This window comes from Arthrobacter methylotrophus (genome assembly GCF_039539965.1).
GTDB classification, from domain to species: domain Bacteria; phylum Actinomycetota; class Actinomycetes; order Actinomycetales; family Micrococcaceae; genus Arthrobacter; species Arthrobacter methylotrophus.
In genome coordinates this window covers 1-17,900 of record NZ_BAABED010000006.1, presented here as the reverse complement: position 1 = coordinate 17,900, position 17,900 = coordinate 1, and the positions used below count along the sequence as shown (strand labels likewise).

Sequence of the window (17,900 nt, the reverse complement as noted above, 5' to 3'; positions counted from 1 at the left end):
CGTTTGGCTAAATTCGCGCTTACGTTGTACGTTTGCGTACCCTTAGTACGGCAGCATCCCATCAGTACATTCAACGCGATGCCATGCGCTACAATGCCGCGCATGTCACGTGCAACCCTAAGCATCTCGCTTCGGGCTGTGTTGCTGCTTCTTATCGTGTTGCTGCAGCTGCTGACCCACTTCTGCACGCCATTTCGGAATTCCGAAACAGACTGGCCTGCACGTGCACACCGCGCTTTCTGCGCGGTTTGATTCTCATTTCAATCCCTCGGATCTTCCCATCATCGAGCCTCCGCGCATGAGGGGTATCTCTGATCGCGAGCTGGCTCTGACGAGCAGGGAACCCTTTGAGGTTATGTAGAGCCCTCGATCGGTCCATCGGATCTCGCCGGATTTCTTTGGGCTGCTGCGGGGCCGGGTTATCGGCACTCACCGTTCTTCTGCTGGCAGCGCTTGCCTGTTCAGCCATTATCACGCCCAGTCTTTCGGCCAGCACCAATTCGCGCGCGCTGGCCGATCGCATCAATCGAACGCCTCCAGCGCAGGCTCCCCCACCGCCTGCTGATCCTAAGCAGCGGGACGGCACGCGCGTCACGGTGCAGCAGAAAACACTCGTTGAGTGATCTGCAACAGCCCCATCACGCCCACCGTAGCGATCATGAATTCGTTAGGAGCATTGGCTTCTGACCCATCACGTTCGCTCGACGCCACAAGGCGTAGCTGCATTGCTATCCGCTGGCCATCCACTGTTCCTACATTCTTGTTCGCGTCGCCTCGAAGCGCCACGCCGCAGTCGGTGTTCGTGCCGCTTCGGAGGCGACGCAGTTGGAGGATGACGCCGACAGCGTTGCCTTCGTGGATTGGAGTCAGGCATGTTTCTCAAACGAATTGTGGTGGTTGGGCATCGATTGCACTGACCCATTTCCTGTGCGTTGGGCTACTGCTCAACCGGCGGCACAGGCAGTGTCTCTGTCGGCCGAACAGGCGCGCGCACTGGGTGTGCGCTTTAGCTCGGTCGCAGCTTCTGGGGGCTTGGAAGTCGGCACCCACGCACGTGTCGTGTTCAAGCCGGATGCGCAATATGTGGTGGCGCTCCGTACGCGGGCGTGTGCCTCGCGCGCTGGTGTCACTGGGGCAGACCGTCCGCCCGAGTCAACCGCTGGCGAGTTTCCTGAGCCGCGCTCTTTGAAGCGAGCCGCGCGCTCACGAGGCCAACTCGCAGGCGCGTTTGGCGCAGCAATCGCTCGCCCGCGATAAGGCGCTCTTTGATGACGGCATCATCGCCGGAACCGCTGGCAGGCAACGCAGGCGCGGGCGCTGAGGCCAACGCCATGGCCATGGCGCCGGGCCGAACTGGCTTCCGCAGGTATCGCATTCGCTGGCGCGGGCGGCGAAGCGCAACTGATCGCGAATCATGGCGGCGTGGTGTCGGAGGTCAACGCTGTTCCGGGGGCGCGAGTTGAAGCGGCCGCGCCGCTTTTCCGGATCGTTGACCCGGCTGCGCTGGAGCTGGACCTGCTGGTTGGCCGCGATGTGCCTGTGCCAACCATAGGCGACCGCATCGAGATCGTGCGCGTGTGCAAGCGGTACGGTCATTGGCGTTGCGCCTTCGGGTGACGGTACGGCAGGGGTGCGCGTGCGGGCGTCGCTGGAGCGCTGTGGCGATCTGCGTGCCGGCGAGAGCGTCAACGTCACGCTCAAGCTGCGCGGCGCTACCGGCGCGGGCGCTCGGGGCTGGTGCGGGTTCCGGCGGGCGCGTTGGCCTACGTTCCGGCTTCCGGCGTGTTTGTCGCCACCGACAAAGGCTTCCGCTTCCAGGAGGTCGCCGTTGCCAGTACGGATGACGCCGTCGCTGTCGTGCGCGCCAATCTGCCCACAGGGACACGCGTAGCGGTTGCGGGCGTCGGTGCACTCAAGGCTTGCTGGCGGGAGAACAATGATGCTGTCCCGCCTGATTGAGTTTTCTTTGCGCCAGCGTGTACAGTGCTGATCGCGGCCGGCGTGCTTGCTGCCGCTGGCGTCTGGGCTTACCTGAACCTGCCGATTGATGCGTTTCCGATATCTCGCCGACGCAGGTCAAGGTCGTGCTCAAGGTGCCGGGCATGACGCAGGAAGAAGTCGAGCAGCGTGTCTCGACGCCCATCGAGCAGGAACTGCTCGGCCTTCCGCATAAGACGATCGTGCGCTCGGTGTCCAAATACGGCATCAGCGACGTGACGGTCGATTTTGAAGAGGGTGTGACGTCTACTGGGCACGCCAGCAAGTGTCGGAGCGCCTGGCAGGTCTTGCCCGCGACCTGCCGTCGACAGCGTGGGTGGCCTAGCGCCGATCACCACGCCGCTGGGCGAGATGTTCATGTTCACCCGTGGAGGGCGACGCTACTCGCTGCGGAGCGGCGCCGAGTGCTGGACTGGGTCATCCGGCCGCGTTGCGCACCGTTCCTGGCGTGGCCGATGTCAACGCATTGGGTGGCGAGGTCCGCAGCTATGAGGTAACGCCCGATCCGCACGCTTGCGTGCACGGGGGTGACGCTGGAGCAGCTGCGCCAGGCGCTGGATGCCAACAATCGCAACGATGGGGGGGCCGGCTTGATCGCGGTGACGAGCACGGGTGGTCCGCGTGGAAGGCGCGTGCGCGGCTCGACGATCTGCGAGCGATTGTCGTGGTGCCAGCGCAGAGTCCGGCGTCCAAACCCTGCGTCACCGTGGGCGATGTGGCCACCGTGCAGCTGGGTGAGCGACCCGCAACGGCGCCGTCAGCAAGGATGGCAACGGTAGGTAGTCGAAGGCTGGTGCTGGGCCTGCGCGGCAGCGATCCCGCAAGCTGGTCGAGGCGGTACAGAACGGTTGGACACGCTTGGCCCTCAACTGCCCAAGGGCATGTCGGCACACGTGTTCTACAACCGTGGCGAGCTGGTGACACGCGCAGCCAACACGGTGGTGCGTGCGCTGATTGAAGCAGCGTGTTGGTGGTCATCACGCTGTACCTGTTCCTGGGCGGTGTGCGGGCGGCGCTGGTGGTGGCGGCCACGCTGCCGCTGTCGATGCTGGCGACCTTCCTGCTGATGCCTACGTGGGCCTGACCGCCAACCTGATGAGCCTGGTGGACTGGCCATTGCTCTGGGCATGCTGGTGGATGCGGCGGTCGTTGTGGTGGAGAACATTGAGACCGCCATGGCGCGTGCCCAAGACCACAAACCGATCCAGCGCTGCGCGGGCCGTGATCCGTCACGCAGTGGCTACCGGTTGCGGTGCCGATGCTCTCCGGCGTTTCCATCATCGCCATCGTGTTCCTGCCGCTGTTGTCATTGCAGGGCTGGAGGGCAAGTTGTTCGGGCCGGTGGCGCTGACCATCATGCTGGCACTGGCCTCGTCTGTGGTGATCGCCTTTACGGTCGTGCCGGCGTTGGCCTCCATGCTGCTGCTCGCGCATGCGGATGAGGCGCCTTGGCTGATGCGCAAGTGGCGGGTGGCTTTGCCCGCCTGCAGGCCTGGACCACGGCGCGCCGCCGCATCGTGTTTGGCGTGGCGGGGGCGCTGGTCGTGGCCGTGGTGCTGTACATGTCAGTCGGCAAGACGTTCATGCCGACCATGGACGAAGGCGATCTGATTGTGCTGTTGCAAAAGAGCGCGTCTGTTTCCTGCAGCATCGCTGGACCTGACCAACGCGTGCAGCAAACGCTGCTCAAAGAGGTGCCCGAGATCCGCTCCATCGTGCGCGCGCACCGGCTCCGACGACCTGGGCCTGACCCGATGGGTCTGAATGAGACCGACACCTTCCTGGTGCTCAAGCCCAAGGACCAGTGGCGCGGCAGCAAGGAGACATCGCGACAGCCATTCGTCACGTGATGGAGCGCTTCCCGGCGTGATCTATGGCTTCACGCAGCCGATCGAGATGCGCGTGTCGGAGATGCTGACCGTACGCGCGGGATATCGCCATCAAGCTCTTCGGCAGCGATCTCGCCGCTATTGACGCGCCGCACAGCCATTGCTGCCAAGGTGCGCTCCATCCGTGGCGCCGCCGAGGTGATCGCGCCCAGCAACAGTGGTGTGCAGTACCTGAAGGTCTCGCTGGATCGCGCGGCAGTCGCCACGCGGCTTTACCGGAGATGCCCTGCAAACGCAGTTGCGAGCCCTGATCGAAGGTGACCGAATTGGCGTAGTGCCCGAAGGCATTATGCGTACACCGCTGATCCTGCGCGGCGGAGCGGGCCTGCGCCAAGCGCCGGAGAACCTCACCGCCTCCTGGTGACGGCGCCAGATGGCAAAACTTGGCCGCTCTCGTTCTGGCCCGCATCGAACGCGTGGACGGCCGGTGCGCATCAATCATGAAGACGGAGCCCGGTTTGCTGTGATCCAGGCCAACGTGAAGGCCGGATCTGCCGGCTTTGTGCAGAAGCACAGGGTGCGTTGGCAGCATCAGCACGCTGCCGAAAGGACTGCGTGTTGTCTGGGCGGCCATTCGAGAATCAGCAACGTGCGGCGGCGCGTCTAGCACTGGTCGTGCCGCTGGCCTTGGGCGCCATCTTTTGCTGCTGATGCTCACGTTCCGCTCGGTGCGGCAGCGGTGCTGGTCGTCGCGAACATTCCGTTTGCCCTCGTAGGCGGCATCGCCGCGCTGCGGATATCGGCGAGTACCTGTCGGTGCCGGCCTCCGTCGGCTTTATCGCGCTGCTCGGGATCGCGGTGCTCAATGGTGTGTGCTGGTCTCGCACTTCAACACCTTGCTGGAGTCGGGTCAAGCATGGCGGAAACCGTGCGTGTGGGCGTGCAAGACCGCCTGCGGCCGGTGCTGATGACAGCCTGCATTACCGCACTGGGAATGATTCCGCTGCTATTGGCCAGCGGGCCAGGTCGGAGATTCAACGCCGCTGGCGATCGTAGTGTCGGGGCGTTGCTTTCTTCGACGGCACTGACGCTGCTCCTGCTCCCCTTGCTGTTTGAACGCTTTGGTATGCCCCGGGCCCGACGGCCGACGGGCAGGGAGATTTGCAATGAGGTTGAACATGTTTCGCTTCGCATTGGCCGGAGCCGGCGTGATGCTGCTTTGCGGCACCGCCGCGCAAGCGCAGAACACGCCGGCTACCTACCCGCTGAGAGCTCGGTGCGTGAAGCGGTGGCGCAATCGCCCGAGGTGATGACGGCCGAAGCCCGGCGCGATGCCACGCTGGCCCGTCCGAAGGCATTCGAGCGGGACGGCCCGAGACTGTGGTGAGAGCGATCGGACAGGGGCGTCAGTCCGAGATCCATCTGAGCGACATGCCGAAGGGCAGATCGCCGTGGAGCGGCCGTTGAGGCTGTGGGGCAAGCTCAAGCCGATGGCCAGCTTGCTGATGCGGCGGCCGAGGCTGGGCAACTTGCGGTGAAGGACGCACGCCACGAAGCATCGCGGCAGATCCTCTCGCTGTGGTTTGCTGCTGTGCGGGCAGGGCAAGCACGCCAGGCCGCTCAGGAGAATGCCCGGGCTGCGGCCGAGTTGGCGACGCTGACGCCCGCCGGTCCAGTTGGTGACGCTTCGCGCTTGGACGGTGAACTGGCAGCAGCTGACCAGCTCGCATGCAAGCCGCACTGGCGACGGCCGCTGCAGCCGAACAGGCCGCGCAGGCGGAACTGCAGGCCCGTTTTCCGGGTTGCCCGGCCCATGATGCCGCTGACACCGCGCTGCCTGTGTTGCCGCAGACCCACCGAACGATTGCGCACGCAGTACATACAGGACAGCCACGAGTACCGGCTTGCCATGGCGGAAGAGGTGCAGGCACAGCAGATGGCCAAGCGTGCAGATCTGGAGCGCCGGCCCATCCCACCGTCGGCATGTTCGTATCGGTGGAGCGTGGTGGTGCGGAACGCATCATGGGAGTGAGCGTGGCGATGCGCTCGGCTCTGCGCATCGCCGTACTGCCGCAGCAGCGGCCGCGCCGATGCGGAAGCTGCAGCTCGCCGCAGACTCGGTGCAGAACGACGCCTGGGTGCGGAATTCGACGTGCTCTATCGTGACTTGCAAGGCAAAGGGGGAGCCGCGCAGGCACAGATCGAAGCGGCTACGTTACAGAGATGCGCAGCCGATCGCGCCACCCGCGCGTTTCGCGCCGGCGAGTCCGGCTTGACCGAGCTGTTGGTGGCACGCCGCAGCCTTGCCGACGCAGTGTTGGCCGAGCGGCTCGCTCGGGTGAACGTACGGAGGCGGACAGCCGGCTCCAGCTGGATCTGCATCGCATGTGGGATTTCGATGACTGATCTTGAGCAACACCTTACATGCCCCATGAATAGATAGCGATAACCATCAACGTGGGTGCGTTCGCAACGACCGAAGCAGCGGCGTACTCCACGTGTCCTAACGTAGATGAATCATGCGACATCCCGAAGACCTCGATCTCAAGATCGACCTGGATACCGAAGACAGTGCGACCAACCAGGCAGCCGCACGGCGCACCACGCTGGTGAGCGTGGGCGTCAACCTGAGCTTGACCGTTGCACAAGTCGTGGCGGGCATCCTGGCCGGCTCCCAGCGTTGGTGGCCGATGCCATCCACTCGTTGTCCGATTTGATCTCGGACTTCGTTGTTGCTGTTTGCCAGCCACCACAGCCAGAAAGGACCGGATGCAACTCACCACTATGGCCACCACGCTTCGAGAACGCCGCGTCGTAGTGCTCGCTTGCTATTGCTGGCGTCGGGTCGGCATGCTTTGGAATGCAGTGGTGAAGCTGAGCACACCCGAGGCCATTCAGCCAGTCAAGCTCATCGGCCTGTGGGTCGCTCTCGGGCGCTGGCGGCAAAGGAGCTGCTGTTCCGCTACATGCTGCCGTTGCCGAGCGTGTGCGCTCCAGCATGCTGTCGCCAACGCCTGGCACGCACGCTCGGACGCCGCCTCGTCGTGGTGGTGGCGCTCGGCATTGTGGGCAATGTGTTCGGCTACCGCCTGCTTGATCCTGTGGCTGCCCTATCGTCGGCCTGATGGTGACGCGCATGGTTGGCACTTCGGGTGGAGGCGCTGCACGATCTCATGGACCGTGCCGTCGACCAGGAAACCGTTGAGGCGATCCACCAAACGATGCTGGAAACGCCGGGGTGCACGGCGTACACGACGTCAAGACCCGCCGCATGGGCGACATGATCCTGGTCGATGTCCACCTGGAAGTCGATGCGCGTGCCAACGTGAGACAAGGCCACACATTGCATTGGAAGCGCGGCGCCGCGTCATGCTGCGCCGCGATGTGCTCAACGTAATGACCCACGTGGACCTGTGGAGGCAACCGACCTAAACGTGTTTTTCCTTTTTGATCTGCAACAACTGTTTTCCGTATCGCGGCGGCGATCGATCAGAAGTCGCTGCTCTCCGTAACGGGGCATGCGAGTACATAGATGTTGTACTGCGCAGCCATGATTCACACACTCCAATTTCTAGGTGGTTTTATGCGCTCTGAACAAAGAATACTCCTTGCCATGCGATCCCTGCATTGGCTGGTATTCCTGCCGTCACGATTGCCGTGGTGGCGATCGAGATCCACGACTTTTTTCCCAAAGGCAGCACCGCGCGCACCGCGGCATTTGCGGTTCATCAGACCGCGGGGCTGTCCGTGCTCGCGTTGATGGTGCTGCGTTTATTTGTCCGCTGGGGAACCCAGCCGCCGGCACCGTCCCCTGCCCACAACTGCTGCAGCGTGCAGCATGCCTCACGCATGGGCGTGCTCTACCTGTTGATGGTCGGATGCCCATTCTTGGCGTGCTGGCGCTGGCCTGGGGGTGTAAGCCGATTCAGCCGTTCGGGCTGACTTTGACGCTCCCCCTTTTGCAGGACAAGAGCTTGGCGAGCCTCAGCAAGGAGGTGCATGAGTCAGGTGCCACCTCGTGTACATCTTTGTTGGGCTGCATGCGGCCGCAGCGCTCTGCATGAGTTCATGTGAAAGACGATTGTTGCGTCGCATGATCTAGCGCAGCAAACGGTTCTTCCAGGTCGCTATTCGTGCAGCCCATCGTTCATGGAATCCGGCTTCCGTCATCTCAATATAGCGCTGCTCGCTGTCTCGCCGCGACGCTGGCGGCCGGATTGTTGGCGCGCTACCTGCGGGCCGACCAAGATAAGCCGACCCGTATCATAAGCCTCTCGGTGATGAAGGCGGCGCTTGTTATTTCGTTTGGTAATTAGGCGTCAGCCGTTTTGGCCGCTGGCCAGCGCGTCCAACTGGCGCTTTCTTCAACACATCTACCAACCGGCGCGTCGTTGCCGCCTCGGTCTCGCGCGCTCAGCGCGTCGCAGCGCTCCTGCAGCTGCAACTGAGTCTGCGCCAGTTGATCGGCCGCCGCGCGCAGCTGACACGGCGGCGTCTGCCTGCTGCTGCGCCCCGCCAGTTCCCGCGCGCAAGCGCCGATCGCGTTGGCGTGCTGAACAGCGCCTGCTGTATCTCGGCCCGAGTGGCCACAACTGCGCGCGCAGTTCTTCCGCCAGCTTCTCGCTCTTCTGGCGAGCGGTACGCTCCTTCGATCTCGCGCAGTGCTCGCTTCTCGTGACTGGCCGCGCGCATGTCGGCTGCGTCAGCACGTTCCCGTTCACGCTCAAGCTGAGCGCCGAACTCGTCCGGGGTAATCGTACTTTTTCTGCAAAATCTGGCGGTTCCTCGCAGAGCCTTTGTCTATAGGCTCTTCGACCGCTGTAGACAATTGTCGGCTGTCCCAAGTGACCTCAGGAGTACCATGTCCGCCCGCGATTTCGGATCGCGTCACCTGGATGGGGTGGAAAATGCCGGCTTGAATTTCGCTATGTGGGAAAGGACTCCCTACCCACTCGCCTGTCAGAGTTCGATGTCGACCATTACTTCGCGCTGACCGACAGCGACGTTGCGGCGATCAATCAGAAATTCCGGCTGATGGGCGGGCCGGCGCGGCCATCCAACTCGTCTTTCTTCGCGCCAGCGGTCATACCCTCGACCAGCTCAACACCCTGCCCCGACAGTTGCTGCGCTACATCGGCGCAAGGCTGGGCGTGCCGACGCCAACCATCGCTTCGCTGCGCACGATTTATCAGCGATACAAGACTCTTACGAGCATCAGTTTGGGCATGCGACTACCTTGGCCTGACGCGACTTGATGGAGACCAGTGGACTGGGCTCGAAGCCTGGATGCGGCAGACGCCACCGAATCGCTGACAATCGAGGAGCTGCTCCAGCATGCCTACTTCTGGCTGTATGAGCGAAGGATTCTGATCCTTTCCACACGTCACTGCAGGATATTGCCCTTCCATTTGGCCGCATCGAGCGCGAATTGCTGGCCATGATTGAGGCAGTTGTCCGCTGGCGCAGATCGCACAAGCCGAAGCGGCTGTGTTCGCTCAGCACGCAACATCGGGCACGACCGTGCTCGAATGGTCAAGACTCCGCTAGCCGGCATAGCCGTCGACTATGACCGAGACGCTGGCCAAGATCCACTTCCTGAAGGCGCTCGGTGCGGATCGCTGGGGTTCGATGCAATCCCCATTGAAAAACAACGCGCCTACGGCCAGCGTATTCAACCCGCCGCCGCCCCCCAAAGTCCGCGAATTGAAGACCTCCACGCGCACGATCGAACTGGTGTTCTTCCTGCGCGTGAGCTTGCGAGTTGACAGACGCGATGGCCTACCAATCTGGGCGGCGCGTTTCCGATTTGGTCAGGCGGGCTTACAACAAGACGACGGCCAAGCAATTCGCTCGGCGGTCGAGTACCGACAGCATTGCTCGACATCAAGGCGTTGGTTGACGATACCCGCCGTTCGGCGGAAGACCGGTTGGCCGACATCGGTAAGCTGCTAGAGGACTTCTCGCCAAGCCTCCCGCGAGCCATGCCGCCAGCGTGCGTGAGATGCTCACGGAAGACCAACACCGTATCCGCAATCTCCTGACTGCGCTACGGGGATGGAATTTGCCACCAACGGCTCCGATCCTGCCGTGCAGCAACTTGAATTCATCGGCAGCTTGCACGATCAGGGGGCGACAGAGTTGCCGCCCGACTGCCAGTGCCGGTCAGCGCCAGTTGGCGTGATCTGGTCAACGGCGAAGACCGCCAGCGCGCGATGCGTGCCATGGAAGCCAGCGCCATGATGGGCTTGCGCAGAGGGTTGCGGCGCGGAACGGTGTGGATCAACCACAGCCTCTCTTTTCGGGAGCGTGACCAGTTGCTGATCCCGCCCAGCGCAGTGGGACGCCGAACGCGACCGGTATCTGTCTTCGCTGGGATTGCGAACCAGGCGGACACCTATCTCGACCCGCTGATGGGGCACCTGAAAGCCGCCTCGCGGCATTGGACGAGCCCGCGAAGCGGCCACTTCACCATTGATGCAGATGGCGTGCTGCACCAGTCGCCGCTCGAAGCGGCGGACACCGATGCCACCCCTCGCGCACCCGGGACCTGCTATTCAAGATATCGGCAACGTGCAGTTTGCCGACATGATCCTGGAAATGGATGCGCGTACCAATTTCAGCGAAGTGCTGCTGGCCCGCAAGGCCCGCGACGCGCACGAGCTGATCGCGCTCTAACGCCGGGCTTCTTGCCCATGGCACCGAACTGGATGCCAAGGGTGTGGCGGCCATGATCCTCGGCTGGACCCGCCGCACGTCTCCACCGCGATGCGCGCCCTGGAGATCCTGGGCGATTGCGCCGTGCGAATGAACGAGTGGTGGAGTTCCAGCGCACGCACGCGATCACCGAGCTGTGGGACGGGCCAATTGGGTCGAGCGACTCGATGAGCCAGATACCTCACCGCACCTGTTCTATGCCGCGCCGATCCGCGCCGCCGTACCCATGCGGTTGGCGTCTATAGCATGTGCTGGACCAGCACGGATCGTCTACAACCAGCCGATGGTGCTCAACGAACGCCAGCCGGCGTCGCGATCGAAGGCGTCATGCGCCACAACGAGACCGTACTGACGGGGGGTTGCTCCGCCTTGCCGTGATACCCATGGATACACGAACGTGGGATGGCGGTGGCCAAATTGCTCGGTTTCGACCTGTGTCCCTGGTCTGCAACCTGTCAGAGCGCAAGCTGTACTTGCCGCGCGGTCTGCAAGCGCCAGACGGATTGGCCGGTGCCGTCTCGTATGAGATATCGCTCAAGGCGATCCGTGAAGGCTGGATGGTTTGCTGCGCCTGGTGGCCTCCATTCACTCGGGGCGCGTGAGCGCAATCGTGGCGCTGCAGCGATTTGGCAGCGGCGGCCAAGGCGACCCGATCCACCGGCAACTGATCACCTGGGCAAGCTGCTGCGCACGCTGTTTCTGTGCGATTTTTTCAGCAACACCGAGTTTCGGCGGGAGCTGCGCACGCTGCTCAACCGGGGCGAATCGGTGCACCAGCTCCAGCGGGCCATCTACTCCAGCAAGATGCAGCACGATCGTGGCGGGTCAGGACGAGATGATTGCGATTTCCGGGTCGCTGACGCTGCTGACGAACTTGGTGATTGGCTGGAACACGCAGCGCATGCAAATCACGGTCGATGCCTGGCGTGGCAAGGGGCAGCGGATCGACGATGACTGCTACGCCGGATGGGACCGGCGCAATCGCGCACGTGAATTTCCGGGTATCTTGAGCTTTCCGATTCACTTGTACCAGGACGCGCTGCTTGAGGTGCCCCAGCGGCGCGCAGCATCGTAACCTCAGCCGACCAGCGCTGCCCGTCCACCCAACGGGAGCGCATAACCGTCGCGCGCGGTCAGCTCCAATAGTGTCGGTCAGCGGATCGTGCAGCGTCACCTCGATAAGCAGTTGCAGATCCGCGTTCTCATGCATCTCCGCGATCAGCTCCTCGATAGCTTGCTCCAACTCGGGGCCGGCGGCGAACGGCATGACGATTTCGTAGCGGGGGCGGCGTTTCTCGAACACGCGCATCTGGTACTGACAGGCAGAACTGCTCGATCCACCGGCGGCCTTGGACATGCCGCGCACGAATTTGCTGTTGCGCTCGATGTAGATGTCCACCGTCAACCGCGTTTCCTGCGCGTCGGTGGTGGTGCCACCGACAGCGCCGTTTCAATGCGGTGCTGCGCGAATGGGTCGGCCGCGTCGATGTAGCGCATGGCTGAGCGCACGTCCTTCCAGCCGACGTATTCCATCAGATCTTGAGATCCCACTGGTTCGCGTTGGCCCAGGTCGCGAAGCCGCGCCGCAACGAGTGGCTGCTGTAGCTGTCGGGCGCGGCAATTCCGCTGCACCGAAAAGCGCGCGCAGCAACGGCACGAAGCTGCCGGCGTGGAGCGCTTCGTCCCCAACATTCCCCCACGGTCGATCCGGCGGAATACCGGCCCGTCGGTCATTCCTGACGCCCGCAATCACCGCCTCGAAGGCAGCCACCGGGCATAGGCGCGAGAGCGCCGGCGCCTTGAATGTGGTGCCGTGCTGGGCGCGATCTGCCTTGGTACGCGGCAGAAACACGGTCATGCCGCGGCCGGTTTCGACCTCGATGTGTTCAAACGCGCATCCGGCCAGTTCGTCGGACCGAAAACCCCGCCAGAAGCCGATGAGCACGAGCGCCTTGTCGGCGGCGTGTGTGGCATAGGTCCGCACGTCGCCGGTAGCGCTGGCATGCGCAAGCCGCGCGTCCACCAGGCGACCAGTTGCTCAAGCTGCGTGAGCTGCAGGGGCTGGCGCGCTTCTCGGTTGCGGGGTGCAGTGCGGCTATGCCCTTGAGCACCTTGCGCACGTGCGGCGCCTTGGTCGGGTCGGGAAATCCTGGCTCTGGTGCCATTGCCCGAGCGCCGCCAAGCGCGTCCGCAACGTGTTGAGTGACAGCGTATCGGCGTGTTTGGCGAGTAGCGTGCGATCGCGTCGGCGCTGGCCGCAGAAAGCCACCCCATTCGACTTCGAAATGCCGATCGCGATTGGTAGCTGCGCCGCGTGTTGTCGCGGTGGCAGCTTCAAGATAGCGATCGACGTCAGACATCGCGAATCAATGCGTGTGGCGGTGGTGGATATCCGGGTAATGCGGATGCTTGTGGGCCACACCTCATGCCGGTGGGCGTGGACATGCGGCTCCTTGCCATCCCAGGAAAGTCGTGCTCGTGTTGATGGTTTCGTCGTGTCGATGCGCGTGCATGTGCTCCATCGGCTCGTGCATGTGTTCGTGCTCGTGCCGCTCGCGCAGTGGAGCCAAACACCGATCGCCATCAGCACCCCGCAATCCAGAACGACGCGCCCGGAACCTCCGGCCAGATGACAAACGAAATGACGACGCCGAACAGCGGCGCTACCGAAAAATACGCCCCCCGTGCGCGCGGTCCCCAGTGCCGCAATGCGATCACGAACAACGCCAAGCTCACACATAGCCAGCGAAGCCGATCAGCATGGCCGAAACCAGAGGCCATGCGGCCGGCAACGCATGGCCTGCGGCCAGCGCGAATCCTGTATTGCAAGTGCCGGCCACCAGGCCCTTCAGGCACGCAACCAGTACCGCGTCGTTCGAGGAGACGTTGCGCGTCAGGTTGTTGTCGATAGCCCAGCAGGCGCAGGCCGCCACGATCAGCAGCGCGCTCGGCGACAGGTGGCCGCATCGGCTGCCACGACAGCAGCACCCCGCCCGCGACGATGGCAACCATGCCCAGCACGATCTGCCGATCCGCGTTTTCCTTGAAGACGATCCACGCGATCAGCGCGGTGAAGACGCCTTCGACGTTCAGCAGCAGCGATGCCGGGCGGCGCTGGTATGCGCCAATCCCGTCATGAGCAGCGCCGGCCCGCCACGCCGCCGGCCAGGATCGCCCCGAGCAACCAGGGAATCTCGCGGCGCGGGATGGCCGGTCCCGGGCGCGCCGTCTCACCGGATTTTCTGTCAGCCGCCGAACCAGCAGAACGCCCGCTAAACGAGGCCGCTTCCCAGATAAAGCAATCCCGCCAGCAAGATTGGGCGAGATCGCACCGTCAGGGTCTTGCCAAGGGCGTGCTCGCGCCGAACAGCAGCGCGGCAGCCAAGGCAGGGGTCGCAGAACGAATGGACATAGGCCAGTTGCAGTGGGACGGTACGCCTATTGTCGCGCGTCTAAGGAAGCCGCAGATGTAAGCGAAGAAAACTACGAATAGCGAAGCTATGAGCAGCGCGCAAACCAGCAGCATTTGCTGGCGCTGTATGCGGGCGGCTGCTTATGCGGCTGCCCCGGAGTTCTCGGCGTACCCCACCTATTACAGTAGTGTGTGGTCGCGCTTCTGGGGACGGCAGATTTTGTTGGGCGTTTACACAGGAAGAAAACGCTTGCCGACTCCAACCACACTTTGTTACTCTGCGCCCCGTCACAGCTACGGAGTGATCTCCATGGACAGTTGTTCTAGTCGATCTTGATCGCACATTGAAACGGCTAAGCAGTCCAGGCGCGTTGGTTGTCCTTCTCGCCACTGCCTACGCCATTGCACGGTAGGTGGTGGCTCTTGCGTGGGTTCTCTTCGCAAGTCCTCCCTGAATTAATGTTGTAAATCCGACACGGCCAAGTGCTGCGTATGTCTGCGCGCCATCGTGAGGTCCGTGGCCGGCATTGCCTACGTCCGTCAATAGATGCGGACGAGGGGGTCATGCTGTTTTTTCTCGAAGCTGCAGTACGCTTGGGTTGCGAACCGTCCGTTGGCTGGAGTTTCGCGTGCTAATGGCCGTGGCGGCCATAGCGTCGACCGTGTCCGGGGCACGCGCCGCCGATGCACCGGATCAGGTGCAAGCGGCGCCCGTGGATAGGCGCCGCTGATCGCCGGCGGCGAGTTGGACGACCGTTTCGGCTTCCATGGCCAGACCACCTACGTGTGGCAGCGCAAGCCGCCTTCGATGCCGCCTACAGCGGTGACAACAGCCTCGGCGCAGCCCGCGCCAAGAGCTATTCGTTCACGGCCACGCTAGATCTGGGCATGCGTTGTGGCATGGCGCGGAGTTCCACTTCAACCCGGAAGTCTCGCAGGGGGTGGCGTTCTCGGAACTGCATGGCATGGGCGGCCTATCCAACGGCGAGTTGCCAAGACCTCCGGCGCCACCCACGCTGTACCGCGCTCGCGCTTTCGTGCGCCAAACCTGGGGCCTGGGCGCGATACTGAAAAGATCGATGCAGATTTCAACCAGTTTGCCGACATCATCGACAAGCGCCGCGTGGTGCTGACCGCCGGCAACCTGCCGGTGCTCGATGTATTTGATGCGGTGGAATATGCGCACGACCCGCGCACGCAGTTCCTGAACTGGTCGTTCATGACGCATCCGTCTTTCGACTACGCGGCGGACGCGCGCGGCTATAGCTGGGGCGTGGCGCTTGATATATCGACAGCGAGAACAGCTGGGCTGTGCGCGCGGGCCGCTTTTGCAGCGGTGGAATCGAACGGCCTACGCTCGATACACGCTTCCTAAAGCACTACGGCGACATGCTCGAACTGGAAAAGAGCTACACACTGCTCGGCCAAGAGGGGAAGGTGCCCTGCTCGCTGGCGCAACCGGGCGCGCATGGGGCGCTTTGACGATGCGATCGCCCGCGGCGCCGCCACGGATGCAGCGCCGACGTCGGGGCTGGTGCGCCGCGAGCATGCCAAGGTGGGCGTGGGACTTTCGATTGAGCAGAAGGCCGGCGATAACCTCGGCTTGTTCGCACGCTTGAACTGGTCGGATGACAAGACCGAAACGTATGCCTTTACCGAGGTCGGCCGTAGCGTGTCGTTCGGGGCTTGCTCAAGGGCACGGCGTGGCGCCGTCCGAACGATGTGCTGGGCGCTGCCTTTGCGGTGAACATGCTGGGGCCGGATCACCGCGCCTATCTGGCGGCCGTGGCAGCGGCGCGTTCCTGGTGATGGCGCATTGAACTATGCCACGAACGTGTGCTCGAACTATTTATAGTTTGCAAGTGACCAAGGCGCTGGCGATCACCTGACTTCCAGCTCATCCAGAACCCGGGCTACAACCGCGATCGCGGTCCGGCGAAGTTCGTGGGCGTGCGCGCCCACGCCGAGTTCTAACCACAGGAGGACCATATGGACAGTCCGAGTCGACCTTACCCGACATCTACCTCTGTTTCCCACTAGGCGAGTCCGCCGCACGGTTGTTCCCTGCTGCTGACTTGCCGCCCAGGCAAGCAGCGGTGTCCGCATCGCTCCTTGATTGTTCGAACATGCCGCCCGGTATCACCCCGCCGCGGCGATTGCCGCATGCCGTGCACCTATCGTGCCCATGCGGCGAGGAGTCACGCATGCGCAAATTCAACATCCCCGCCCGTCGTTTTTCCGGCGATCGTACGGCCATTCAGCTCGCCGTTTGTGCAGGCCCGTGCGGGTGCGCCCGAGCGTACCGGCACCGCGTCCGCCACGCAACCGCGTACCGGCGACGGTGGCCAAGCGCTCCCAACCACGCTACGCCGCTGCCGCCATCCGGTTGTCGCGCACGTACTGTAATATCCAACCACCCAATAACAAATCGGAGGTCGCTATGACCCAATTCGCATCGGGCATCGACGCCCCACCACGCCACGCCGCGCTCGACGACGCCACGTGGGCGACATTCGCGGTGCGCTCGGCACCATCCGCGCATCACGACACCGTGCGCGGGATAGCTGGCGTGCGCGCTTGCGTACGCTGCTGGCCATCCCGGGCGGGCCTGATCGTGATGGTTGGCGACAACGATGCCGGCGCCTTCGGCACGTACATCGCAGGCGGGGCAGAACTACGGCACCACGCTGCTGTGGACCTGTTGCTCCTGATCCCCGTGCTGTACGTGAACCAGGAGATGGTGCTGGCCTCTGGCGCCGTCACCGTGTCGGCCATGCGCGGCTGATCTTCGCACGCTTCGGCAAATTCTGGGGCAGCTTCTCCGTCATCGATCTGTTTCTGGTGAACGCGCTGACGCTGGTGACGGAGTTCATCGCATCAGCCTGCGCTGGAGTACCTCGGCATCCCCGCCACTGGGCGTTTGCGCAGCGGCCGCGCTGGTGATGCTGGCCGCGTCCACCGGCGACTTCCGCCGCTTCGAGCGCTTTGCCCTGGCGCTGGTGGCAGGCAGCCTCACGTGATCCCGTCTTCGTGATGGTGCATCCGCCGATGGGGCAGGTGGCGCGCGATTTTCTTCGTACCCGCATTGCCGTGGGCACACCGCTGGCCGAAGTGATGCTGCTGATCATCGCCTCGTGGGCACGACGGTCGCGCCGTGGCAGTTGTTCTTCCAGCAGAGCTACGTGATCGACAAGCGCATCCACCGCACGCTTCATTCGCTATGAGCGCGCGACCTGTGGCTGGGCTCGTGCTCGTGATTGCCGCGCGGTGGCGATGATTGCATTCAGCGCGCAGGCCTTCCACAGCACCCCGAGTTCGGCCACTACAGCGATCGCTGGGTACGGCAAAGGCTGGAAGCCCATTCGGGCCGCTGGGCCGGCGTGCTGTTTGCCAATTGCGCTGCTCGACGCCAGCATCATCGGCGCGGGCGCTGTCGCTTTCCACCGCGTATGCGATCGGCGATGTGTTTGCAGTGCGGCATTCGCTGCACCGCAAGCCGACCGAGGCCAAGGGTTTCTACGCGATCTACTTCGGCCTGACGCTGCTGGCCGCTGGCCTGGTGCTCACCCCGGGGTGCCGCTGGACTGCTGACCAACGCGGTGCAATCACTCGCGGCGTATTGTTGCAAGCGCCACGGTTGTTCCTGTGCTGTTGTGCAACGACAAGGCCGTACTGGGGCCCCTGGACGAACGGCCGCGCCACGAACATCTTCACCGCGCGTGGTGGCGGTGCTGGTGATGCTCTCCGTCATCCTGACGGCGGCGGTGCTGTTTCCCGGCATCGGCGAGTTCGAGATCGGCGCGATCCTGATCGGCGGCTCGTCATCGCCGTCTGATGTCGCTAGTGTTGTGGCACATCGAACGCCGCAGCCATCCGCCGCAGCATCCGCAGCGCGTGAGCGTGCTGGACCGCAACCACTGGACCATGCCGCCGCTTGAGCAACTCAC

At 63.4% G+C, this 17,900-nt stretch carries 33 protein-coding genes and 3 pseudogenes; 26 read left to right on the top strand and 10 right to left on the bottom strand.

What is annotated here, in order from left to right; translation table 11 throughout:
* The first annotated feature begins 102 nt into the window (after positions 1 to 102).
* Positions 103 to 252: a hypothetical protein gene (locus ABD884_RS26125; RefSeq protein WP_345058053.1), complete on the top strand. Its 150-nt coding sequence runs from the start codon at positions 103 to 105 to the stop codon at positions 250 to 252.
* A gap of 951 nt (positions 253 to 1,203) precedes the next feature.
* Here the strand turns inward: ABD884_RS26125 and ABD884_RS26380 are convergent.
* Entirely contained in the window at positions 1,204 to 1,596 is a 393-nt protein-coding gene (locus ABD884_RS26380; RefSeq protein ID WP_345058050.1) for a hypothetical protein, read from the bottom strand.
* Positions 1,597 to 1,737: 141 nt separating this feature from the next.
* On the opposite strand from ABD884_RS26380, the gene ABD884_RS26115 reads away from it, so the two are divergent.
* The 4 genes and pseudogenes from ABD884_RS26115 to ABD884_RS26100 all read left to right on the top strand — a co-directional run bounded on the left by ABD884_RS26115 (position 1,738) and on the right by ABD884_RS26100 (position 3,082).
* Positions 1,738 to 1,959, top strand: coding sequence for a hypothetical protein (locus tag ABD884_RS26115; RefSeq protein ID WP_345058048.1), 222 nt, complete (start codon positions 1,738 to 1,740; stop codon positions 1,957 to 1,959).
* Between the two features lie 143 nt (positions 1,960 to 2,102).
* Positions 2,103 to 2,180, top strand: a pseudogene (locus ABD884_RS26110) (hypothetical protein); the annotation flags it as partial.
* Between the two features lie 266 nt (positions 2,181 to 2,446).
* Positions 2,447 to 2,956 carry a hypothetical protein gene (locus ABD884_RS26105; RefSeq protein WP_345058046.1) on the top strand — a complete coding sequence of 170 codons (510 nt, stop codon included), beginning with the start codon at positions 2,447 to 2,449 and terminating at the stop codon, positions 2,954 to 2,956.
* A 12-nt stretch (positions 2,957 to 2,968) separates the two neighbouring features.
* Positions 2,969 to 3,082 (top strand): hypothetical protein, encoded by a 114-nt coding sequence (locus tag ABD884_RS26100; RefSeq protein WP_345058043.1) that lies wholly within the window; start codon positions 2,969 to 2,971, stop codon positions 3,080 to 3,082.
* 193 nt (positions 3,083 to 3,275) lie between these two features.
* On the opposite strand, the gene ABD884_RS26095 is transcribed toward ABD884_RS26100, so the two are convergent.
* Positions 3,276 to 3,416: a hypothetical protein gene (locus tag ABD884_RS26095; protein ID WP_345058058.1), complete on the bottom strand. Its 141-nt coding sequence runs from the start codon at positions 3,414 to 3,416 to the stop codon at positions 3,276 to 3,278.
* Here ABD884_RS26095 and ABD884_RS26090 point away from each other — a divergent pair.
* Both ABD884_RS26090 and ABD884_RS26085 read left to right on the top strand, forming a co-directional pair.
* Positions 3,355 to 3,609 (top strand): hypothetical protein, encoded by a 255-nt coding sequence (locus ABD884_RS26090; protein ID WP_345058055.1) that lies wholly within the window; start codon positions 3,355 to 3,357, stop codon positions 3,607 to 3,609. The genes ABD884_RS26095 and ABD884_RS26090 overlap by 62 nt on opposite strands.
* A pseudogene (locus ABD884_RS26085) lies at positions 3,501 to 3,848 on the top strand (efflux RND transporter permease subunit); the annotation flags it as partial. The gene ABD884_RS26090 and the pseudogene ABD884_RS26085, both read left to right, overlap by 109 nt.
* 29 nt (positions 3,849 to 3,877) lie before the next feature.
* On the opposite strand, the gene ABD884_RS26080 reads toward ABD884_RS26085, so the two are convergent.
* Positions 3,878 to 4,093: a hypothetical protein gene (locus ABD884_RS26080; protein ID WP_345058036.1), complete on the bottom strand. Its 216-nt coding sequence runs from the start codon at positions 4,091 to 4,093 to the stop codon at positions 3,878 to 3,880.
* 221 nt (positions 4,094 to 4,314) lie between these two features.
* Here ABD884_RS26080 and ABD884_RS26075 point away from each other — a divergent pair, with 221 nt between their 5' ends.
* The 10 genes from ABD884_RS26075 (at position 4,315) to ABD884_RS26030 (ending at position 9,779) form a co-directional block, all read left to right on the top strand.
* Positions 4,315 to 4,494: a hypothetical protein gene (locus ABD884_RS26075; protein ID WP_345058033.1), complete on the top strand. Its 180-nt coding sequence runs from the start codon at positions 4,315 to 4,317 to the stop codon at positions 4,492 to 4,494.
* A 72-nt stretch (positions 4,495 to 4,566) separates the two neighbouring features.
* Complete coding sequence (locus ABD884_RS26070; protein WP_345058030.1) at positions 4,567 to 5,214, top strand: efflux RND transporter permease subunit; 648 nt, start codon at positions 4,567 to 4,569, stop codon at positions 5,212 to 5,214.
* An 84-nt stretch (positions 5,215 to 5,298) separates the two neighbouring features.
* Positions 5,299 to 5,859: a hypothetical protein gene (locus ABD884_RS26065; RefSeq protein WP_345058027.1), complete on the top strand. Its 561-nt coding sequence runs from the start codon at positions 5,299 to 5,301 to the stop codon at positions 5,857 to 5,859.
* A 120-nt stretch (positions 5,860 to 5,979) separates the two neighbouring features.
* Positions 5,980 to 6,270, top strand: a complete 291-nt coding sequence (locus ABD884_RS26060; RefSeq protein WP_345058024.1) for a hypothetical protein — start codon at positions 5,980 to 5,982, stop codon at positions 6,268 to 6,270.
* 76 nt (positions 6,271 to 6,346) lie between these two features.
* Complete coding sequence (locus ABD884_RS26055) at positions 6,347 to 6,544, top strand: hypothetical protein (RefSeq protein WP_345058021.1); 198 nt, start codon at positions 6,347 to 6,349, stop codon at positions 6,542 to 6,544.
* A 201-nt stretch (positions 6,545 to 6,745) separates the two neighbouring features.
* Positions 6,746 to 6,952, top strand: coding sequence for a hypothetical protein (locus ABD884_RS26050; RefSeq protein WP_345058018.1), 207 nt, complete (start codon positions 6,746 to 6,748; stop codon positions 6,950 to 6,952).
* Positions 6,953 to 7,065: 113 nt separating this feature from the next.
* Positions 7,066 to 7,224, top strand: a complete 159-nt coding sequence (locus ABD884_RS26045; RefSeq protein WP_345058015.1) for a cation transporter dimerization domain-containing protein — start codon at positions 7,066 to 7,068, stop codon at positions 7,222 to 7,224.
* Positions 7,225 to 7,454: 230 nt separating this feature from the next.
* The gene (locus tag ABD884_RS26040; RefSeq protein ID WP_345058012.1) at positions 7,455 to 7,769 is read left to right on the top strand and encodes a cytochrome b; all 315 of its coding nucleotides are present in this window, start codon (positions 7,455 to 7,457) and stop codon (positions 7,767 to 7,769) included.
* 1,322 nt (positions 7,770 to 9,091) lie between these two features.
* Positions 9,092 to 9,268, top strand: a complete 177-nt coding sequence (locus ABD884_RS26035) for a hypothetical protein (protein WP_345058009.1) — start codon at positions 9,092 to 9,094, stop codon at positions 9,266 to 9,268.
* A gap of 124 nt (positions 9,269 to 9,392) precedes the next feature.
* Positions 9,393 to 9,779, top strand: coding sequence for a hypothetical protein (locus tag ABD884_RS26030; protein WP_345058007.1), 387 nt, complete (start codon positions 9,393 to 9,395; stop codon positions 9,777 to 9,779).
* 170 nt (positions 9,780 to 9,949) lie between these two features.
* Here ABD884_RS26030 and ABD884_RS26025 read toward each other — a convergent pair whose 3' ends face one another.
* Complete coding sequence (locus tag ABD884_RS26025; protein WP_345058005.1) at positions 9,950 to 10,246, bottom strand: hypothetical protein; 297 nt, start codon at positions 10,244 to 10,246, stop codon at positions 9,950 to 9,952.
* 103 nt (positions 10,247 to 10,349) lie between these two features.
* Here ABD884_RS26025 and ABD884_RS26020 point away from each other — a divergent pair, with 103 nt between their 5' ends.
* From ABD884_RS26020 to ABD884_RS26325, 3 genes and pseudogenes are all read left to right on the top strand, one after another.
* Positions 10,350 to 10,502 (top strand): hypothetical protein, encoded by a 153-nt coding sequence (locus tag ABD884_RS26020; RefSeq protein ID WP_345058002.1) that lies wholly within the window; start codon positions 10,350 to 10,352, stop codon positions 10,500 to 10,502.
* Between the two features lie 175 nt (positions 10,503 to 10,677).
* The gene (locus ABD884_RS26015) at positions 10,678 to 10,893 is read left to right on the top strand and encodes a hypothetical protein (RefSeq protein WP_345057999.1); all 216 of its coding nucleotides are present in this window, start codon (positions 10,678 to 10,680) and stop codon (positions 10,891 to 10,893) included.
* Between the two features lie 50 nt (positions 10,894 to 10,943).
* Positions 10,944 to 11,291, top strand: a pseudogene (locus ABD884_RS26325) (hypothetical protein); the annotation flags it as partial.
* 1 nt (position 11,292) lies between these two features.
* Here the strand turns inward: ABD884_RS26325 and ABD884_RS26010 are convergent.
* From ABD884_RS26010 to ABD884_RS26000, 3 genes are all read right to left on the bottom strand, one after another.
* The gene (locus ABD884_RS26010) at positions 11,293 to 11,940 is read right to left on the bottom strand and encodes a hypothetical protein (RefSeq protein WP_345057996.1); all 648 of its coding nucleotides are present in this window, start codon (positions 11,938 to 11,940) and stop codon (positions 11,293 to 11,295) included.
* Positions 11,941 to 11,991: 51 nt separating this feature from the next.
* Entirely contained in the window at positions 11,992 to 12,399 is a 408-nt protein-coding gene (locus tag ABD884_RS26005) for a site-specific integrase (protein WP_345057993.1), read from the bottom strand.
* Positions 12,400 to 13,273: 874 nt separating this feature from the next.
* Positions 13,274 to 13,474 carry a hypothetical protein gene (locus ABD884_RS26000; RefSeq protein ID WP_345057990.1) on the bottom strand — a complete coding sequence of 67 codons (201 nt, stop codon included), beginning with the start codon at positions 13,472 to 13,474 and terminating at the stop codon, positions 13,274 to 13,276.
* 77 nt (positions 13,475 to 13,551) lie between these two features.
* Here ABD884_RS26000 and ABD884_RS25995 point away from each other — a divergent pair, with 77 nt between their 5' ends.
* Positions 13,552 to 13,680 carry a hypothetical protein gene (locus tag ABD884_RS25995; RefSeq protein WP_345057987.1) on the top strand — a complete coding sequence of 43 codons (129 nt, stop codon included), beginning with the start codon at positions 13,552 to 13,554 and terminating at the stop codon, positions 13,678 to 13,680.
* A gap of 195 nt (positions 13,681 to 13,875) precedes the next feature.
* Here the strand turns inward: ABD884_RS25995 and ABD884_RS25990 are convergent, their stop codons facing one another.
* Positions 13,876 to 14,067, bottom strand: a complete 192-nt coding sequence (locus ABD884_RS25990) for a hypothetical protein (RefSeq protein ID WP_345057984.1) — start codon at positions 14,065 to 14,067, stop codon at positions 13,876 to 13,878.
* A gap of 672 nt (positions 14,068 to 14,739) precedes the next feature.
* Between ABD884_RS25990 and ABD884_RS25985 the strand changes: the two genes are divergently transcribed.
* Complete coding sequence (locus tag ABD884_RS25985; protein ID WP_345057981.1) at positions 14,740 to 15,024, top strand: hypothetical protein; 285 nt, start codon at positions 14,740 to 14,742, stop codon at positions 15,022 to 15,024.
* 52 nt (positions 15,025 to 15,076) lie between these two features.
* Entirely contained in the window at positions 15,077 to 15,328 is a 252-nt protein-coding gene (locus ABD884_RS25980; RefSeq protein ID WP_345057977.1) for a carbohydrate porin, read from the top strand.
* Here the strand turns inward: ABD884_RS25980 and ABD884_RS25975 are convergent.
* Positions 15,325 to 15,720 (bottom strand): hypothetical protein, encoded by a 396-nt coding sequence (locus ABD884_RS25975; protein WP_345057974.1) that lies wholly within the window; start codon positions 15,718 to 15,720, stop codon positions 15,325 to 15,327. The two genes, ABD884_RS25980 and ABD884_RS25975, sit on opposite strands and share 4 nt — an antisense overlap.
* A gap of 132 nt (positions 15,721 to 15,852) precedes the next feature.
* Here ABD884_RS25975 and ABD884_RS26375 point away from each other — a divergent pair, with 132 nt between their 5' ends.
* Together ABD884_RS26375 and ABD884_RS25970 are read left to right on the top strand one after the other, a co-directional pair.
* Positions 15,853 to 15,927, top strand: coding sequence for a hypothetical protein (locus ABD884_RS26375; RefSeq protein ID WP_486303898.1), 75 nt, complete (start codon positions 15,853 to 15,855; stop codon positions 15,925 to 15,927).
* Between the two features lie 466 nt (positions 15,928 to 16,393).
* Positions 16,394 to 16,738, top strand: coding sequence for a hypothetical protein (locus ABD884_RS25970; protein WP_345057972.1), 345 nt, complete (start codon positions 16,394 to 16,396; stop codon positions 16,736 to 16,738).
* Here ABD884_RS25970 and ABD884_RS25965 read toward each other — a convergent pair.
* The gene (locus ABD884_RS25965) at positions 16,713 to 17,081 is read right to left on the bottom strand and encodes a hypothetical protein (protein WP_345057970.1); all 369 of its coding nucleotides are present in this window, start codon (positions 17,079 to 17,081) and stop codon (positions 16,713 to 16,715) included. The genes ABD884_RS25970 and ABD884_RS25965 overlap by 26 nt on opposite strands.
* Positions 17,082 to 17,416: 335 nt before the next feature.
* Between ABD884_RS25965 and ABD884_RS25960 the strand changes: the two genes are divergently transcribed.
* The gene (locus ABD884_RS25960) at positions 17,417 to 17,788 is read left to right on the top strand and encodes a hypothetical protein (protein ID WP_345057967.1); all 372 of its coding nucleotides are present in this window, start codon (positions 17,417 to 17,419) and stop codon (positions 17,786 to 17,788) included.
* Positions 17,789 to 17,900: the final 112 nt, after the last annotated feature.

Coding starts and splice junctions, on each gene's coding strand:
- ABD884_RS26095 (WP_345058058.1), bottom strand. CDS start 3,416: ATGGAGGCCAACGCCGGCACGACCGTAAAGGCGATCACCACAGACGAG.
- ABD884_RS25965 (WP_345057970.1), bottom strand. CDS start 17,081: ATGATCAGCAGCATCACTTCGGCCAGCGGTGTGCCCACGGCAATGCGG.
- ABD884_RS25995 (WP_345057987.1), top strand. CDS start 13,552: ATGCCCAGCACGATCTGCCGATCCGCGTTTTCCTTGAAGACGATCCAC.
- ABD884_RS26005 (WP_345057993.1), bottom strand. CDS start 12,399: ATGACCGTGTTTCTGCCGCGTACCAAGGCAGATCGCGCCCAGCACGGC.
- ABD884_RS26030 (WP_345058007.1), top strand. CDS start 9,393: ATGACCGAGACGCTGGCCAAGATCCACTTCCTGAAGGCGCTCGGTGCG.
- ABD884_RS26125 (WP_345058053.1), top strand. CDS start 103: ATGTCACGTGCAACCCTAAGCATCTCGCTTCGGGCTGTGTTGCTGCTT.
- ABD884_RS25990 (WP_345057984.1), bottom strand. CDS start 14,067: ATGCTGCTGGTTTGCGCGCTGCTCATAGCTTCGCTATTCGTAGTTTTC.
- ABD884_RS26020 (WP_345058002.1), top strand. CDS start 10,350: ATGCCACCCCTCGCGCACCCGGGACCTGCTATTCAAGATATCGGCAAC.
- ABD884_RS25970 (WP_345057972.1), top strand. CDS start 16,394: ATGACCCAATTCGCATCGGGCATCGACGCCCCACCACGCCACGCCGCG.
- ABD884_RS26055 (WP_345058021.1), top strand. CDS start 6,347: ATGCGACATCCCGAAGACCTCGATCTCAAGATCGACCTGGATACCGAA.
- ABD884_RS26380 (WP_345058050.1), bottom strand. CDS start 1,596: ATGACCGTACCGCTTGCACACGCGCACGATCTCGATGCGGTCGCCTAT.
- ABD884_RS26090 (WP_345058055.1), top strand. CDS start 3,355: ATGCTGGCACTGGCCTCGTCTGTGGTGATCGCCTTTACGGTCGTGCCG.